Raw genomic sequence first — 18,201 nt, forward strand, 5'->3', positions numbered from 1 at the left:
GGGGCGGAATGAATGGAGACAATAGATGCGAATAGTCACAAGCTGAAGCTGATTTCACGGGAGTTTGCTGGGTTTGAAGCTTCTTTCGGGGTTCAGGCAAGCTACTTCAAAAAACTAACCGGATGGGATATTGAACGGGAGTTTGAGGAAATTCACCGATTGTATGATCGCATGATTGCAGGGAAGGAAGCACTTTCCGATTCGCATGATTTATTTCTGTGCGTCACAGATTGGCTGCCGGAAGCGATACAGCAAGGATTGTTGGTTCCGCTGAATGAGTTTCTTCACGCAGATCCGCCTGAAGGCTGGCCCCTGGCCTGGTCTTCCAGTATGCGAGGGCTGCAAACGGACAAGGACGGTAGCGTTTATGGTATTGCGTACCATGATGGTCCGGAGATGTTTATTTACCGCAGTGATTTATTTAACGATCAGGTGGAAAAGGAAGCTTTTTATAAAGAATATGGATATCCGTTGGAAGTGCCTGAGACTTGGAGTCAGTTCGTAGATACAGCGAGATTTTTCACCAGACCGGAAGAGGGAATGCATGGTGCATTAACAGCGTCCTATCCCGATGGCCATAATAATGTGTACGACTTTCTAATCCAGCTCTGGAGCCGTGGCGGTGAGTTGGTTTCGAGTGATTGGCAGCCGGTTTTTCATCAGAGTATCGGTCAGGAAGCTTTGCAATTTTTGGTTGATTTGATTCATAAACATGGAGTTGTGCCTAAGGAAGCTTTGGAAATGGATAGTGTTAAGAGTGGCAATTATTTTGCTCAAGGAAGCGTAGCTATGATGTGGAACTGGGCAGGCTTCGCTGCCGTTGCAGAAATGCCGAGCATGTCTATAATTGCTGGGAAAGTAGGCACGGGCTTAATTCCAAAAGGTGATGGGCCGGATGGACGCCACATGTCGCTCAATATTTATTGGATACTTGGTATCCCGGTAGGCAGCACGAATCAAGCTATGGCTTACCAATTCATTAAAGAAACGGCATCTGCTGCGATGGATAAAGCGACTTCGATGTGCGGAGGTAACGGGACACGTTTATCCACATGGAGAGACGATGAAGTGCGCAAGCAATTTCCATATTACAGAAACATAGAGATTGTGCATCAAAATGTCAACAGTCCGCTGCCGATTCCCGAATATCCTGCGATAAACGAAGTGCTGTCACAGATGGTAGATGATGCTTTGAATCTTCGATGCAGCGTATCTGAGGCTCTGGCGAAGGCTGCTGGACAAGTGCATAATATTTTGAAAAAAGGCGGCTACTGCTGACGAATGACTTGTTGAATGGAGGAGATACGAATGAGCCTAGTTCATGATGGTGATAGACTTATCAACCTGGACTATAAACCACAAATGCCTCATGATAAATCAAAAGGGATTGCAATCGTTGGCGCTGGAGAGATAGTTGTTCACGCACATTTGCCTGCATATCGGATGGCTGGATTTCGTGTCATTGGTATTTACGATCTGGACAGAATCAAAGCAGAAGCGGCCGCTCAGGAGTATCCTTCCATGGTGGTATTTGCTTCATTGCAAGCTCTGCTGCAGCATCCTGAGGTTGAAATCGTTGATATTGCGGTTCCGGCTAAATATCAGTCAGAAGTAGCTAAGCAAGCAGCGGCACAAGGCAAGCATATCTTATGCCAGAAGCCGTTAGCGGAAACTTATGGTGAAGCGAAGACTTTGGTGGAAGCCTGTGCTGCTTATGGCATTAAGGCTGCCGTCAATCAGCAGATGCGCTGGTCTCCCGGCATTCAAGCAAGCCGCTCTATAGTTAAGAATGGCTGGCTTGGAGCATCGCTGCAAGCCTCGATCCAAGTCAATGTTCATACACAATGGGAAAATTGGCCATGGCTTGTACAGATCCCTACGCTTGAAGTAATGTATCACAGCATCCATTATATAGATTCAGTCCGCTACGTGCTGGGGCTGAGCCCGGAGTATGTATACGCGGATGGATCCAAGTTTCCCGGTCAGCCTTATAAAGGCGAAACCCGTACGATGATCCATATGAAATTTCCCGGTGAAGCCCGCGGTCTTATCCATGATAATCATAACAATCATATGCCGCAGGATGACTGGTATGCTACGTTCCGCTTCGAAGGGACCGAAGGCAACATCAGCGGGACTAACGGAGCGCTCTATAATTATCCGACTGGGCAAGAGGATACGATAAGCTTTTACAGCAATAGCTTGGAAGCGGGGCGACTCTACTCGCCTTCATTGGAAGGTAGGTGGTTCCCTCATGCTTTCATGGGGACCATGGGTGAGTTGATGCGGGCTATTGAAGAGAATCGTGAGCCTGAGAACAGCATTTTGGATAATTTGACTACTTTACAGACTGTTTTTGCTGCGTATCGCTCGATGACGGAGAATCGTCCGGTTTATTTGGAGGAAGTGGATATTTAATGGGAATGCGGCTGGTAGGGATACCGGTCGTTTTTGTGTGTCATTAATTACAAAGTATGAACGAGCGCGTCTTGTTGAGATTCTGATTCTGCCTGAGTGGTTTTTTACGTGGATATGGATTAAATAACCTATAAATTAGAAGGGATCAACCTATGATGCGGGGATTTTTTTGTAATATAGTCAACATAAGATCGGGAATTTTATTTAGTTAAGTATAAGCATCCTAAAATTTGGAAGCGGTTGCACGTTGTAAGTGCTAATTAATACTTAGTCCTAGGAAGTGTACTGAAATACAGATTAAATGAGAGCGATTACATGTTGTGTAAGAATAACACACTAACGTTCTCTATTGAAAGGGGTGATAGAAGATTAAGGTTCAGCATCGGGGAAGATGGAAAGGTTGTGAAAATTTAATCTAAAGTGATAATTCATCTAACATCAGGTCCAATCGATCGCTTTGCTGATACATAGGTCAAGCATTTTTGCTTCATTAGGATCAAGCACCAGAAATTTATTTCATGCAACCTATTTTTTCTTTGGAGGTGCCTTTTATTTTGCGTAATCAAATTGCACGTGTTTTATGTTTTATGCTTTTGTTGAATGCTCTTTTTGGGGGCGGGATGTGGGTGACACCTGCATCGGCTGCAGATATTGGATCTTTATCATCAGTTGCAGATAGTGTTTATGATCCTGTAACGGTTTTTAACAAAGATTTTACTCAAGCCTTTGAAGGACAATCGGCCTCGCAACTTGGATTCGATTATTCAACACTTTCGGCAGGTGAAGGATCCGCTAATGTGGAAGTTGATCCAGTTACAAATGAAAAAGCACTTCATCTTAGCGTTAAAGGAGCTGGAAGCGGTGTTGAATTCCAAATTAGTAAGACCTTCAGTGAGACTTTGACAGGTACAATTTCAACAGAGATCACTTTCATGCAAAAAGGTACTACTAAGATGAAAGACCGAATACTTTTGTTCAGTCCTCCTGGTGGTGGAGCAACGAATCTGATTAATGCGGGATTGGATGCATCGAAAGGTATTGTGTATTTTCCTGATACAGCTCCGACAGATCTGGCTACCCCGTATAACCTGAATCAATGGTATACCATGAGAATAGAGCTGAACACAGTAACTAAAAAATTCAGTATATGGGTGGACGGGAAATTAATTAAGGCTAGGCAAAATACTAATAACGTCAATGATCTAAAAAAAATATCAATCGCTACACCAGCTGCAACCGGAGATTTGTATGTTCGTGGAATAAAGGTTACACGTATTCCATTTAATCCATACCCTAAAGCTCCTCTTGTCACCAGTGTTGTAGGGAGAAACACAAAGATCGCGTTTTTCTCTGAGTCCTATACTTGGGCTTCAAAATATCGCTGGAGGATAAAGGAAAAGGGACAAGCGGATTGGTTAAATTTTTCTGCAACAGCAAATTACACAGAGAACGCATTTTCTAGCAACATTATTCCGGGGCCAAGTGCTTCCAGTTATTATGACCCCATACAGAAAAAATCAGTTCCCTTAACAAATGGTAAGACTTATGTCATAGGTTTCTCAGTAGTAACTAGGGATGAGTTAAATAAAATAGACTACGAAGGTGAGATATTCGAATTTGAAGGTACTCCTTATGCAAGCACACCGCTCTCAACACCAGATAGTAGTGTGATTGGAACTGTCACAGCATATAGTAACTACAATGCAAACCAATGGTCTATTAATTCAGGGATGAATATCGGCGATTTGACATTTGCAGATAAAACTATCAGGTTTACATCTATTCCAGCTAAATATACGAGTATGGATTGGATTAGAACTACACAAGCCGATACAATGACATACCCTAATGCAGCTGACGGTACTGCTTTCCCAGATATCGCAGACTTCACTGTTAAAGACGATGCTACAGTGTATGTGGCAGTAGATATACTTGAAACAACGCTTCCTCTGTTTTTGTCAGACTGGACTGACACAGGGGACACTATACAAATGAGCGATGCTGCGACTGCGTACTTATTTAAAATTTACAAAAAAGATTTTGCTTCAGGTAAGAAAGTGACGATGGGGTATAACAACTATATGGACTTTAAAGCAGGTAAAAACGCAGGATATTTCGTAATGGTTAAGCGTACCGCGATTGGTTTGACTTTGGATCCTATAAAAGAATGGGTTAATTCTCCTTCTTATTCTTTAACAGGTTCAATAAGTGATAATGTGTACTCTAAAAATGTTACATTGTCTGTTTATCAAAACCAAAGTGTTGTCTCGTTGTACAAGGATTTTCTGCCAAATAATAAATTTAAGGTAAATTTGAGCTTGCTGCCAGGAGCCAATCTTATCGAAGTGTACGCTGCTCGAGATAATTCTACACTGTCAGAGAAGTCAACGGCAGTCATTAATTATGATGTAATTTCACCGGATATTCGCATTTCTACACCTCCAGCTACGGTTAAAGATGCTGTCTATACTATTCAAGGTTCTGTAAGCAAGTCAGCTAAATTGACTGTAAAACACAATGGTATAAAAGTAGCAGATTCTGTTGTAAAAGCCGCGTATGAGCCATTCTCATATCCGCTAAACTTAGCGGAAGGATCTAACCAAGTTGAAATCTCATCTGTAGATCTTGCTGGAAATGTAAGAACGGTTAATTATTTAATCAGCTATATGTTTTGGGCAGGGCAAGCGGCAACATATGATCTAAATGGAAATCTTTCTAGTGCATTATCACCATCGAAGGATATTCTGGCACAAAGAAAAGTGACTAATTCATCAGCATCAGCCAAACAAATTACTCTGTGGTTTGTTTTGTATGATGGAAACAATTCCATGCTTAACTATTCCAGTGTTATTGCTGATTTTGAACCAGGAGAAACAAAGACACTAATAACAGGATTTACTCTACCGACTAATGTAACCGGCTACCATATGAAGGCGTTTATTTGGGACAGCCTGAATGGAATGAAGCCATTATCGGATGAAGTCCAACTGCAATAATATACGGTTAAGGAGGTTATGAAATGAAAAAAGCCCTGCATATAGGGATGTGCTTACTACTTGGTCTAAATATCTTTTTATTTGATTTACAAAGTGTTGGAGCAGCTACAACTGCCCAAACATCCTCTATATTAGCGAGTCCATCAGAATTAAAAGCTGTTTCTGGTAATGCTACCGTTGATTTATCTTGGAGTCCAGTAATAGGTGCCGCATCATACAATGTGAAACGTAGCACTGTTAACGGCGGACCTTATAGCACTATTAACATTAGTAATATTGTGAGCACGAGTTATACGGATAATTCTGTTGTTAATGGCACCATGTACTACTATGTGGTCACAGCTGTTGGCTTAGCAACAGAGAGTATCATTTCGAATCAAGTTAAGGCAACTCCATATTTATCGACCGCAGCGGCTCCCATGGCTCCAGCAGATTTCTCAGCGGTTGCTTATGACGGGAGTGTAGAACTATCATGGTCAGCGGCATTGAATGCAACATCGTACACAGTATTTAGAAGTGAAGCAAGCGGTGGTCCATACTCCCCAGTCGGAAGCAATCTGACTTCTACTGTATATAAAGATGCATCAGTCACCAACGGGAAGCATTATTACTATGTAGTATCATCTTTGAATTTAAGCGGTATCAGCCAAAATTCAGAAGAAATTATTGTTGTACCTGCCACAGTGATTACTGTGTCTAAGGACGGTAGTGGAGATTATTCTAATATTACCGATGCGCTTGCAACAATTCCCTCAACTAATGCGAGCCGTAAGGTTATTTACATTAAACCAGGTACCTATCAGGAAAAAATAACTATTAGAGCTCCTTTTGTAAGCTTAGTGGGGGCTGGTAGGGATAAAACAAAAATTATTTATAATGATTCAGAAAAAACGGTAAATCCAAACAATAGAAGTACTCTATTACAACCACTTGAGACTGCGACTCTATCCATTGGTGATACAAAGAGCAGCACGGCAAATCAATTTAGTGCAGAAAACCTGACAATTGAAAACAACTCCAAAGCTGAGAATGGTCGAGCACTTGCTGTATTAGTTGCATCAGATCAAGTAGTTTTTGATAATGTAAGAATTGTGGGTTACCAAGATACGCTTTACGCAGGAGTTTCTTACGATACAAAAGAAAGCAGACAGTACTATCATAACAGTGAAATCAAGGGCCGTACTGATTATATTTATGGTCCAGCAACTGCCGCTATATTTGACCATGTTGATGCCATTAGCGTCAATTCATCTGATTCCTCTGACATGGGGGGGTATGTTACTGCAGCTGCTACAAAAAATCCGAACGGGGACGTTCCTGGACTAGTTTTTATTAATTCTCGACTTATGAAAGATATCTCTACAAAAGGCAAGCATTACTTGGGCCGCCCATGGCAGGATCAACCAACTGTGCGATATATCAATACTTGGATGGATGATCATATTCATGTAGATGGATGGACTCCGATGACAGAAGGACTGAGTACTTATTACTTGTCTGAATATAACAGCTCGGGGCCTGGTGCAAGTCCAACAACTCGTAAGATGTCTTCACAGATGTCAGCGCAGGAAGCCAGTGATTTGACCATTCCACGAATCTTTGAAGGATGGGACCCATCAAGGAAAATTGTTATTCCAAAGATTTTTCCAGAAGTAACCGCTAAGGTGGCTCCAGCCCTTCCAGACGGACAATTAGGTTCTTATACCAAGCCTGTTATGATTTACATGGAAGTTAACGGGGAACTACCAGAAGAGAATCGAGTTCAGTATAGGATCAACAACGGTCCATGGACTACATATGTTGCAGAGTTACAAGTAAGTCAACCGGGCACCAGCACCATACAATACCGTTATATCAACAGTTCAGAAATTGCAACAACCGCTCAAGCAATCTCCATTAAAATTGACCCAAATGAGCAGCCTAGAGTACCTGCATTTCCTGGTGCAGAAGGTGCAGGCATGTACACGAAGGGTGGGCGGGGAGCTGAAGTTTATGTGGTAGATAATTTGAATGATTATGATACTACAAAAGGTGAAGCAGTTATACCAGGAACCATTCGGGATGCTATCAGTCAAGGAAATAGAACAATTATATTTAATACCTCCGGTACTATCAATCTCAAGAGAGGATTGGACATTACAAATTCTAATTTAACTATTGCTGGTCAAACCGCACCTGGTGATGGTATTGCTATCAGCGGTTATATGGTTAAGTTTGGGAATAATGACACTGGTAAAGATATTATTGTCAGATATATCCGGTTTAGAAACGGAATTGAAGTATTAAGCGATACAGCTGATATTTCGGGAAATAATGTAATTATTGATCACTGCTCCTTTAGTTGGAGTACGGATGAGACTTTCTCAGTAAAGAATCGCAAAAATTTTACAGTTCAGTGGAGCATTATTAGTGATAGCTTGAATCAGTCTATCCATGATAAAGGGGCTCATGGCTATGGAGGAATATGGGGAGGTACGAACGCCACCTATCACCATAATCTCATTGTGAATCATAATAGCCGAAATCCGCGTTTCGATCGACAAACAGATTTTGACAATTTTCCTACTAAAATCGATTATCGCAATAACGTCATTTATAACTGGGGAGGAAACTCTGCATACGGTGGGGAACAGGCAGTTGGAATCAATATGATCAACAACTATTATAAGCCAGGACCTAGTACCTTTGACGGGGTAAAAAGCCGAATTATTAATCCCTCAGATATAGGAGGAGGAGGAGGGGCGTTTTATATCGACGGTAACTTCATGGAAGGTGCTGCCGATGTAACAGCTGACAACTGGGTTAAAAATTCCAGCGGGGGCTTTAAAGCGATTTCTCCAGATGGCACATTTATCCGTAAGCTTAAGCCTATGATTATACCAGATGCATTAGATCCTATCGGTGGACCAGTTAATACGGATTCGGCAACGGTTGCTTATGAAAAAGTGCTTCAAAGTGCGGGGGCATCTCTTCCGAAACGTGATTCTCTGGATCAGAAGATTATGAATGATGTTAAATTAGGTAAGGGCAGACTTATTAACACTATTGCAAGTGATGGTGGGTTACCTGAGTTAAATTCTGCAGTAGCTCCTAACGATAGCGATGGGGATGGCATTCCAGACTCTTGGGAAATAGCTCACGGTTTAAATCCGAACTTAAAGACAGATGGTGCTTTAATTAGCAGTAACGGTTATACGAATCTTGAAAATTATATCAATTCATTGGTTGTTGCAGTACCGCTAAATCCTAATATAGCCATTGTCAGCCCATCGATGCATCAAGCTTTTACAGTGAATGATTCGATAAAGATTACCACAAATGCATCCTCAGATGCTACAAATGGAAGCATTGCCAAGGTAGTATTTTATGACGGTGATCAAAAAATTGGGGAAAAGGCGGCGGCGCCTTATGAGTTTACATGGACTAATGCTCCAGAAGGAGAGCACTATGTATATGCCAAGGCGGTGGACAATAACGGTGTAATGACATTGTCTTCAGTGTCTATTATTTATGTAAATGGTCCTAATAATGTTGCTCCTTGGATTTCCAAAGATATCGGTCAAGTGAGTATCCCGGGAACAGGAAGTCTAAATGGGACGAGATATATGGTTAAAGGATCTGGAGAAATTCGAAATAAGTCGGATTCTTTTCAATATGTATATCAACCGGTTCAAGGTAATTTTGAAATGATCGCAAATGTTGGCTTCGCTTCTGAAATTGATGAGAGGACTAAAGCAGGGCTAATGATTCGAGACAGCCTTGATCCCGATGCTAAGACAACAGCACTTTTTCTAACCCCTGATGGTACTAGTGACAAGGCCGTAGATACAAGCGGCAGAAAGATTTCTTTATTGCATCGAGATGTTAAGGGAGGAGACTATAGTGAGGATTTAGTAAGAAGTTCCTCACTTAAGGCCCCTTTCTGGTTGAAGATAGTAAGAGATCAAAATACAGTTTACGGTTATTTATCAAATAATAGTGTCAATTGGACTCTGGTTGGGTCCAAAAAAATCGATATGGGGGATACGGTATATGCAGGTATGGCAGTGGATGCTCCTAAATTGACAAGCAACGCGGACTATTTAACTGCGGCTTCCTTTAGCGATGTGAAATTCACTCGTTCCGCACTCTTCTCTATAAGTAATCCCCTAAGTGAGGCGGTGGATATCCCCGATTACTCAATAAAAGGAAGTGTAGTAGACAGGACACAATTAACTGTAACTAACAATGGAGTTACCGTTGTGGATTCTATATATGCAGAAGCAGGAGCAGCATTTTCGTATAAGCTTAATTTGAATGAAGGGATGAACACGATCAACATTTCTGCAAAGAATAGTGAGCTTTATGGAAATGTAGTTAATTCTAAAACTTTGCAGGTTACCTATAATAAATCAGCAGTTCTCTTTACGCCCGCATTACCAATACCTACTTCTGTTAATGTGTCGGCTTTTAATTTAGCAGGTAAGATCAGTAGAACTGCTGCGGTCACTATCAAATTGAATGGAGTAACAGTGAGTAATAATCTCAACATATCGGCAGATACTCTATTTAATGTACCGTTAACTTTACAGGAGGGAATAAATGAGATCGTAATATCAGGAATTGATGTTTATGGAAATACAGGTTCGAAGACTTATCAAATTACCTACAATAAAAATTGGGGTGCTGCAGTTTTTACAGTTAAAAATATTTCTCTAAAAGATCTCAGTGGTAACGTACTTACTGGACTAAGTAATTCAACAACTTTAGTTACGGATGTGACCGTCCAGAATAATTCTTTAGTCAATCAGAGTGGTGTTCTAGTTGTAGCAATGTTTAATCAGCAGGACCAAATGGTTCGGTATTCTTTATTAGATCAATCCATCTCTGCAGGTACGAATAAACAAATAAAAGCCATTTTAAAATCACCAGATTATATAATGGGCTACACCATTAAAGCTTTTGTATGGAACAACATAACAAATAAGACAGTGATCTCGAATGTAGTCACTGTACAGTAATTTTAGCTGTTCAATTGAAAGGGACACGAGGGGCGGCATTATTGCTGTTCCTCTCGTGTACATACCCTAGGGAGGAATACGCTTGAGAAGATGGACTGTAATCCTACTATCGTTCTTGCTTTGCTTCGGATCGATGCTTCCTGTGGCAACTGCTGCCACAGCACCGACAACAGTAAACGCAACTTACGACAGTATCACTGGGAAAGTGGTGGTTTCAGGGAATTTTGGTTCTACACCTGGAAAAATCGTGACGCTGCAAGTTAGGAACCCCAATAATCAAATGCAACAGTTAGATCAAGGAATAAGCGGTGCCAATGGAGCTTATCAATTCAGCTTTTCGCTAATTAATAAAGTAAATGGAACCTATATTGTAAGCGTCGGAGGGGAAGAGGCTGCGGTGGCAGCTACGACTTTTCAAGTGGCTTCTACTCAAAATGTTACTGTCAACGCATCCGTCAGCGGTACAACAATCAACATTTCCGGCAACATGGGCAGCACAGAAGGAAACACAGTCAACGTCGAGGTTCGAAACCCTTTGAATGAGGCCATCTACACGGATAAAGGGAAAAGCGGAGCAAACGGAGCATATCAGTTCAGCTATACAATGAGTCAAAGGTGGAGCGGAGTTTACACTGTGAAAGTTTGGGGCATTGAAGGTGATGCTGTTAAAATTACAACATTTAGTATCCAGAGTGATTCGAGTAGTTCCACATCACCTACTTCAGGCTCAGGTGGAGGCGCACCTTCCCCAACTGTACCAATTAGTCAAGTAGGAACACAGATTGAGCTAACTGCAAAGCTGGATCCATCGACCGGCGTTGCCACTGCAGCTCTGGATGCTGCCCAGTATGCAAGTGCATTGCAGCAGGCTCAGGCGGAAGGTCTGAAAAACATCACAGTAACTATTCCTGATGTCGAAGGAGCGAAGCAGTACGCTTTAAAAGCGACGGCAGACTTCTTTTCATCCACTTCATCAAATGTAAACTTAACAATAGCTACTGACATTGGAACTGTTGTTATACAACCCAATATATTGAAAAATATAGATCTGTCAGCAGCTAAAGAGATTACATTGACTATCGGACTAAAAGACAAAAATGATTTACCAACTGCACTTAAAAGCCAGATCGGCAATCGACCAGTCATCGACTTAACTATCAGCGTTGACGGCAAGGTCATACCGTTCAATAATCCCAACACTTCGGTTACGGTATCTGTTCCTTACCAGCCGACAGCTGAAGAAATGCAAAATCCGGAGCACATTGTTGTATGGTACATTGACGAGCAGGGCAGCGCTCAGGCTGTTCCAACCGGAAGGTATGATTCTGCAAGCGGGATGGTGACATTCAAGACGTCCCATTTCAGCAGTTACGCTATTGTCTATGATCTGAAAAGCTTCCAGGATCTAAGCTCTGTTTCATGGGCAAAGAAATCAATTGAGGTTATGGCTTCCAAAGGGATTATTTCAGGAGTTTCAGATACATCCTTTAATCCCGGAGCTAATATTACCCGGGCTGATTTCATGATTTTGTTGACCAAATCGCTGGGGTTGGAGGCATCAATTAGTTCAAACTTTAACGATGTAGCACCTAACGACTATTATTACAAGGCTGTAGGTGTTGCCAAGCAATTAGGTTTAGCTGAGGGGCAAGGGGATAATCAATTTAACCCCCGAGAGCAAATTTCGAGGCAGGATATGATTGTTCTTATATCCAGAGCTTTGAAGCAGGCAGGTAAATGGAGCTCATCAGGTACAGCGGACGATCTGGCTTCATTCACAGATAAGTCGAAGGTTGCCGCTTATGCAGCCAATGATATTGCAGCTATGGTAAGCGCGGGTGTGGTAGAAGGCAGTGGAAACCTGCTGAACCCAACAGGAAATGCTACTAGAGCGGAAGCAGCGGTTCTACTGTACAGGATTTACAATAAATACTGATAGAGTAGGGCTTTAATAGCTGAATAACAAAAACGCCTTTTTCGTTCGGAATTGAACGAGGAAGGCGTTTTTACTTATGCCACAAGCTTGCTGTACTGCACTAAACCGCCTCTTCCGCCATCCCACGGCGCTGCTTCAGCTTGCGCCACACCACTCCATGGCTTGGAGAAAACAGCAGCGCGATGATGAACAGCACGCCAGCCACGGTGATCATACAGCCTGCAATGGATGCATCCAGAAGCACGGACATATAATAGCCGGCAGTAGAACTGATCACGCCGATGATCATGCTGTAGGCGATCATAACGCCGAGGCGCTCCGTTAACAAGTAGGCGGTTGCAGCTGGGACGACCAGCATACCAACTACGAGGATTGCACCCACGCTTTCAAACGATGCCACAGTTGTAACAGAAACGAGTCCCATCAAAACGTAGTGAAACAGTACAACCGGAATGCCAACGGCTGCAGCCATGGCTGGATCGAATGAGCAAATCTTGAATTGCTTATAAAATAAGCCGATTACCGCGGCACTTAGCAGCAGCACCAATCCGAGTGCCCATACAGCTTTGGGGCCGATATCCATTCCGGCAAATGTGAGGGTGTCCCACGGTACGCGTATGATTTCGCCGTACAGCACACAATCAAGGTCCAGATCGACCTGGCGTGTATATAAGCTAACCAACACCACCCCGATGGAGAATAATGCAGTAAACACTACCCCAATAGAGGCATCGGCCTGAACACCGCCCTGTTGAAACAATTGGATCAGAAAGACTGTAATAAGTCCCAGCACGGATGCTCCAAGCAGCATCCAGAAGGAATCCCGCGACCCGCTCAGCAAGAAGGCAATGACAATACCCGGCAGCACAGAATGGCTTATCGCATCGCCGATCATGGCCATCTTGCGCAGGATGAGAAAACAACCGAGCAGGCTGCAGGAGCAGGCGACCAGCGCCGCTGTCAGCAATATCCAAAAGTCATTCATGACTGTGCCTCCTTGCTCGAAGTTGAAGTTACTGCTGAAGTCGTTACAACCATGACAGCATCCCGTTGTTCCTGCAGCACCGCTTTCTTAACCGTTAGCCTTACTAGCACTTTGGATAATACTCCACGGCGCGGTGCGAATATAACCGAGATCAGAAATAAAGAGGTCGCTGCAAGCACACTCAGCGGGCCTGTAGGTAAATTATTGGCAGTCGTACTGATCAATGTACCGACAAAGCCGCTGACGGCTCCGAAGAAGCCGGCTAGAACGACCATTACACCGAGCCGCTCCGTCCAATAGCGGGCTGAAACAGCAGGCGTGATTAGCAGAGCGGACATCAACACGACACCAACCGCTTGAATGCCAACTACGACAGCAACAACGATCAGAAACATGAGCAGCTGATCAAGAAAAGCAACCGGATAGCCCAGTCCTTTGGCAAAGCCGGAATCGAAGCTGAGCAGCTTGAATTCTTTAAACAGGAGGGTGCAAGCCAGCACTAGAACGAGCGCCACAATTGTCATAACAATGACATCGGATTGAACCATGGAGGCCGCCTGCCCGAATAGGAATTTATCCAATCCGCTCTGGTTGCCGCTATCGCTATGTTGGATTTGGGTAAGCAGGACAATACCCAAACCGAAGAAGACGGACAGCACAATGCCGAGAGCGGAATCTTGTTTAATCCGTGAATTTCTTGTTACGAACCCGACTCCGAAGGTTGCAATCAAACCGGCTACAGCAGCTCCGATCAGAAAGAAGAAAATTGATTTGGAGCCGGTAAGCATAAAAGCAATACATATACCGGGAAGCGCAGCATGAGCCAGCGCATCGCCCATTAAGCTTTGCTTGCGCAAATAAGCGAAGCTGCCGAGGACGCCGCTGCTCAAGCCGAGCAGCACACTGCCAAGCAGAATCCATTGAGTATTGGGATCGAGAAACAGCTCTAACCAATTGATATCGAACATGGGGCTCACCTCGTGCTGACGATGATAGCATCATCGTCTCGGGATAGAAGGGTCAAGCGTCCACCATAGGTTTGTTGTAAATTTTCTTTGGTGAAAATTTGGGAAGTGGGTCCGATCCCCATTAATTGTACATTCAGCAGCATAACCCAGTCGAAATATTCCCTCACGGTTGCCAGATCGTGATGCACGACCAAGACGGTCTTGCCTTGCTTTTTCAACTCATTCAGCAGAGTTATGATTGCTTTCTCTGTTGCGGCATCAACGCCAACGAACGGTTCATCCATGAAATAGAGCATAGCGTCTTGGGCAAGCGCTCTGGCAAGAAAAATCCGCTGCTGCTGGCCGCCTGACAGCTGGCTGATTTGCCTGCCGGCGAAGTCCGTCATGCCGACTTTCTCCAGAGATTCCATGGCGATGTTCCGTTCCTTCGCTCCAGGCCGTTTAAACCAGCCCAAGTGGCCGTACCGCCCCATCATGACAACATCCAACGCGCTGATGGGAAAGTCCCAATCCACAGATTCGCGTTGCGGCACGTAGCCGACCAGCTTGCGCTGCCCCGTGTACGGCTTGCCGTAAATGGACACGCTGCCGGTTACCCGGGGAATAAGGCCAAGAGCTGCCTTGATGAGCGTTGATTTGCCTGCTCCGTTAGGACCGACAATGCCAATCAGCTTGCCTTCGGGAATTTCAAAGCCGATATCCCTTAGTACTGGTTTATTTTGATAAGCTACGGTCAAATTATCTATGGTCAATGGTGCTTGCTTCGCAGACTTCATGAGGCACATCTCCTTTGTAATTGATATGTGGTTGCATGGGGGGCTGTTAACATCATTCCTGATGTTTTTCTGGGCTCTCGGTAAGTTATCTTATTTCAAAGCACCCACAATGGTGTCAACATTATGCCGGACCATTCCGATGTAAGTCCCTTCGGTTGTGCCATCTTTACCCATAGCATCGGAGAACAGCTCTCCGCCAATCTTGATTTCATGGCCCTGCTTCTTGGCTCCTTGTATAACGGCCTCGATCGATTTCTTAGGCACACTGGACTCAACGAACACAGCTTTGATCTTATTGCTTACGAGAAATTCCCGCAGATCCGTTACATCCTTCGAGCCGTATTCTGATGCTGTGCTTATCCCTTGAAGCCCCATTACTTTAATTCCGTAAGCATCACCGAAATATCCGAAAGCATCGTGAGCTGTTACAAGCACGCGCTGGTTCTCAGGAATGGAGGCAATCTGCTTCGCCGCATATTGGTCCAGCTCCTCCAGCTGTTTCATATACGCTGCCGCATTGTTCTTGTAGCTGGCCGCATTGGCTGGGTCCACTTTGCTTAATTCATCACGTATGACCTCCGTTGCGGAAATCCAATGCTTCACATTAAACCAAATATGCGGGTCATGAGAGGCCTCGCCACCCTCCCAGCCGCGAAGTTGTTTCTCCGGAAGGTTACGCGATACAGCTACGGTTGGTTTTTCGCTGCCCATTTTCTCAAAGATTTCGACCATTTTACCTTCCAGATGCAGGCCGTTGTAGAAAATAATTTGAGCTTGCTCCAGCTTCTTCACATCCCCTTGGGATGCTTTGTATAAATGGGGATCCACCCCCGATTTCATTAGACCGGTTACTGCCACATGATCGCCGCCCACCTGCTTCACAACATCTGCTATCATGCCTATCGTGGTAGTTACCTTTAATTTGCCATCCATTTCACCGCTTGTTTGTGTGGAGCATGCAGTAGTCAGCAGCAGCAGGGACAAAAACGCAAGTGTGATAAACAATCTTGTAAAAGCAGGCTTGACCTTGTAATTCATGAAATTATACACCCCTTAGTCATTGTCATTAGTAATGAAGCCTCTCTTTTAGAACATCTATCCATAGTATTTGAAAATATGCCTTACGAAAGTTGTCTCATGCCTAAATATTTGTGATAAGCAATAAAAATTTCCCTCGCACCTTTATTTTAATTATATACAAATTTGTTTCCTTTGTGCAACATTTTTCGTAAAAAAAATTAAGGGGCAGCGGAGCCTTTACTTATCCAGAAAGTAACTCGGCTTCCTTTGGCTGCCTCTTCATGGGGCATAGGCTCTTGTTTGAACACAGTCCCTGCGGCTAAAGGGTTCGTCTCTATATAAAATGTATAGCGGAGTCCGTAGGCCAAAGCCTGCTTTTCCGCATCTTCTCTGGTTAAGCCGGTAAGGACGGGTACGACGACATTGCTCCCGTTTTCTGGAAGTACGGGTTCTTTGGTGTTTTTAATTTCTACTGGTTGGGGCTTATTAACAACGGAAGGGGGTGTCTGCTGTTGATTGCCCGTGGAACTGGCTAAGGTGGATTTAGAGTTAGATTCCTTATGTCCGGTAGTTTCGATCAAATAAGCGAACACGCCAATAAAAACTACTGCACTAAGCAGAGCCAAAGAAAGGGTTAAAGAAATGCGTTTCCACACCAGCTTGCCAAAAAGAACATGCTTGAGCGTCGTAAACAAAGTACCAAGAACCATGACTTTATGGGATTGGGATTGGCTTGGAGCCAGGTCATAATCATCAGGATCTTCGATACTTTCCTGTTCATTGGGCGCATGAAACAGTTCTTTGAGATTTTGAATAAAGGAAAGGGCAGAGATTCGCTCCTCATATGCGTGGATAATGGCTGTGACCACTGCTTTTTTCTGTAATAGAGACAGTTCCTCCAGCAGCTGTGAGTTTTGCAGGCCGTGTCTCAGAGCTTCCGTATCGGCAGGCAGTTTGTCGGTTTGAGTTACAAGACAGTAAAGCACACCACTGAGCTCCTTAGACAAGCGATGTTTGTGATGGGATTGGTCCCAAGTATTGATTAATGAAATTTGTAATTCATCGCTTACCCACAGGTTGTTAGGGCTTATAGAAAAATTCAACGGACGGTCCTCCGCGATTTCCATCAAGGTTTGACCCATGCCAGTAACGAAGGCTGCCGCCTCCTCAAAGGAGAAGGTATGATTAAGCATGACCTGCTGCAGCGGGTTTCCTTTTATATATTTCATAATAATATAGATATGGCTCTGATCCATTTCCACATCAAATACATGCATGTAGGGTGCGCTATTCGTGATTTGAACAGAGTTTCCTATCTGATGAATGTAGGCTTGGGCATCAGGTTGACCTTGATGGGGGACGGCATAAATGAAAACAATCCTTTGCAGCGATAAATCTTTACCTCTATATAAAAGGCCGTTGTCCAGAGGAATAATGAGTTCCTCCCGCGTATACCGGTTGGAGACAGGCTTCATACGAATCACTCCTTAATACTTACTTAACCATATTATTCGTAAGGAGTATCAATTTTGGGATGATGGGGGCGAATTTTTTCATGTAAACTGCTTTTCCATTGAAATATAGGAATGTTTTCTAAGAGGATACCTGACTTCTCCAACTTTTTCATATCCATTTTTTTCATAAAGGGCGACGGCTGCTGCATTAGTTTGGTAGACATCAATCCGTACACTTGTATATCCTTGATTGTGAGCCAGATGTTCAGCATAGTGCAGCAATTTCTTACCAAGGCCTCGGCCTTGTTGTTTGGGATGAACGGCAAGTCTATGAATGCAGCAAGCTTTTCCTTCATTGTCTTTCCAGTTTAAGGTTTTATACTTTTCACTTTGCAAATCATCGAGAGTAATCGCTGCTACATAACTATTGTTCTCTTTGATTCCGTACATAGTTCCATTCTTGATGTCTGTCTTATGAGTAGAACGATTGGGATAGAGCCACTTCCATTGATCGTTGCGCTGCTTGTTTAATTCAGCCTTAACCTCCTTGAAAAGGGTGAGTATGGCCGAATAGTCTTCTATGCTTACTTTTTGAATTTCCATAAAACTCTCCCTAGTTATTAATATCGATTAAGAGATACTTCCATG

11 protein-coding genes are annotated in these 18,201 nt (G+C 43.5%); 5 read left to right on the forward strand and 6 right to left on the reverse strand.

What is annotated here, in order from left to right:
• The first annotated feature begins 12 nt into the window (after positions 1-12).
• From NV381_RS08730 to NV381_RS08750, 5 genes are all read left to right on the forward strand, one after another.
• Positions 13-1,278, forward strand: coding sequence for an extracellular solute-binding protein (locus tag NV381_RS08730; protein ID WP_258212887.1), 1,266 nt, complete (start codon positions 13-15; stop codon positions 1,276-1,278).
• 30 nt (positions 1,279-1,308) lie between these two features.
• The gene (locus NV381_RS08735; protein ID WP_258212888.1) at positions 1,309-2,418 is read left to right on the forward strand and encodes a Gfo/Idh/MocA family protein; all 1,110 of its coding nucleotides are present in this window, start codon (positions 1,309-1,311) and stop codon (positions 2,416-2,418) included.
• Positions 2,419-2,972: 554 nt separating this feature from the next.
• A complete protein-coding gene (locus tag NV381_RS08740) occupies positions 2,973-5,414 on the forward strand; it encodes a hypothetical protein (protein WP_258212889.1) in 2,442 nt (813 codons plus the stop codon).
• 23 nt (positions 5,415-5,437) lie between these two features.
• The gene (locus NV381_RS08745; protein ID WP_258212890.1) at positions 5,438-10,414 is read left to right on the forward strand and encodes a pectinesterase family protein; all 4,977 of its coding nucleotides are present in this window, start codon (positions 5,438-5,440) and stop codon (positions 10,412-10,414) included.
• Between the two features lie 82 nt (positions 10,415-10,496).
• Entirely contained in the window at positions 10,497-12,350 is a 1,854-nt protein-coding gene (locus NV381_RS08750; RefSeq protein WP_258212891.1) for an S-layer homology domain-containing protein, read from the forward strand.
• Positions 12,351-12,450: 100 nt separating this feature from the next.
• On the opposite strand, the gene NV381_RS08755 is transcribed toward NV381_RS08750, so the two are convergent.
• From NV381_RS08755 to NV381_RS08780, 6 genes are all read right to left on the reverse strand, one after another.
• Entirely contained in the window at positions 12,451-13,335 is an 885-nt protein-coding gene (locus NV381_RS08755) for a metal ABC transporter permease (RefSeq protein ID WP_258212892.1), read from the reverse strand.
• Positions 13,332-14,303 carry a metal ABC transporter permease gene (locus NV381_RS08760; RefSeq protein WP_258212893.1) on the reverse strand — a complete coding sequence of 324 codons (972 nt, stop codon included), beginning with the start codon at positions 14,301-14,303 and terminating at the stop codon, positions 13,332-13,334. The genes NV381_RS08755 and NV381_RS08760 overlap by 4 nt, the downstream gene beginning before the upstream one ends.
• Positions 14,304-14,308: 5 nt before the next feature.
• Positions 14,309-15,079 (reverse strand): metal ABC transporter ATP-binding protein, encoded by a 771-nt coding sequence (locus tag NV381_RS08765; RefSeq protein ID WP_258212894.1) that lies wholly within the window; start codon positions 15,077-15,079, stop codon positions 14,309-14,311.
• 90 nt (positions 15,080-15,169) lie between these two features.
• A complete protein-coding gene (locus NV381_RS08770) occupies positions 15,170-16,117 on the reverse strand; it encodes a metal ABC transporter solute-binding protein, Zn/Mn family (protein WP_258212895.1) in 948 nt (315 codons plus the stop codon).
• A gap of 200 nt (positions 16,118-16,317) precedes the next feature.
• A complete protein-coding gene (locus tag NV381_RS08775) occupies positions 16,318-17,574 on the reverse strand; it encodes a PASTA domain-containing protein (protein ID WP_258212896.1) in 1,257 nt (418 codons plus the stop codon).
• Between the two features lie 78 nt (positions 17,575-17,652).
• Positions 17,653-18,156: a GNAT family N-acetyltransferase gene (locus tag NV381_RS08780; protein WP_258212897.1), complete on the reverse strand. Its 504-nt coding sequence runs from the start codon at positions 18,154-18,156 to the stop codon at positions 17,653-17,655.
• Positions 18,157-18,201: the final 45 nt, after the last annotated feature.

Origin of the sequence: Paenibacillus radicis (ex Xue et al. 2023) (assembly GCF_024722015.1) — a bacterium.
Lineage (GTDB): Bacteria > Bacillota > Bacilli > Paenibacillales > NBRC-103111 > Paenibacillus_S.

Bases quoted from the DNA above. Each gene is read 5' to 3' on its own strand.
- NV381_RS08735 (WP_258212888.1), top strand. From the start codon at position 1,309: ATGAGCCTAGTTCATGATGGTGATAGACTTATCAACCTGGACTATAAA.
- NV381_RS08765 (WP_258212894.1), bottom strand. From the start codon at position 15,079: ATGAAGTCTGCGAAGCAAGCACCATTGACCATAGATAATTTGACCGTA.
- NV381_RS08775 (WP_258212896.1), bottom strand. From the start codon at position 17,574: ATGAAGCCTGTCTCCAACCGGTATACGCGGGAGGAACTCATTATTCCT.
- NV381_RS08770 (WP_258212895.1), bottom strand. From the start codon at position 16,117: ATGAATTACAAGGTCAAGCCTGCTTTTACAAGATTGTTTATCACACTT.
- NV381_RS08755 (WP_258212892.1), bottom strand. From the start codon at position 13,335: ATGAATGACTTTTGGATATTGCTGACAGCGGCGCTGGTCGCCTGCTCC.
- NV381_RS08780 (WP_258212897.1), bottom strand. From the start codon at position 18,156: ATGGAAATTCAAAAAGTAAGCATAGAAGACTATTCGGCCATACTCACC.
- NV381_RS08745 (WP_258212890.1), top strand. From the start codon at position 5,438: ATGAAAAAAGCCCTGCATATAGGGATGTGCTTACTACTTGGTCTAAAT.
- NV381_RS08730 (WP_258212887.1), top strand. From the start codon at position 13: ATGGAGACAATAGATGCGAATAGTCACAAGCTGAAGCTGATTTCACGG.
- NV381_RS08760 (WP_258212893.1), bottom strand. From the start codon at position 14,303: ATGTTCGATATCAATTGGTTAGAGCTGTTTCTCGATCCCAATACTCAA.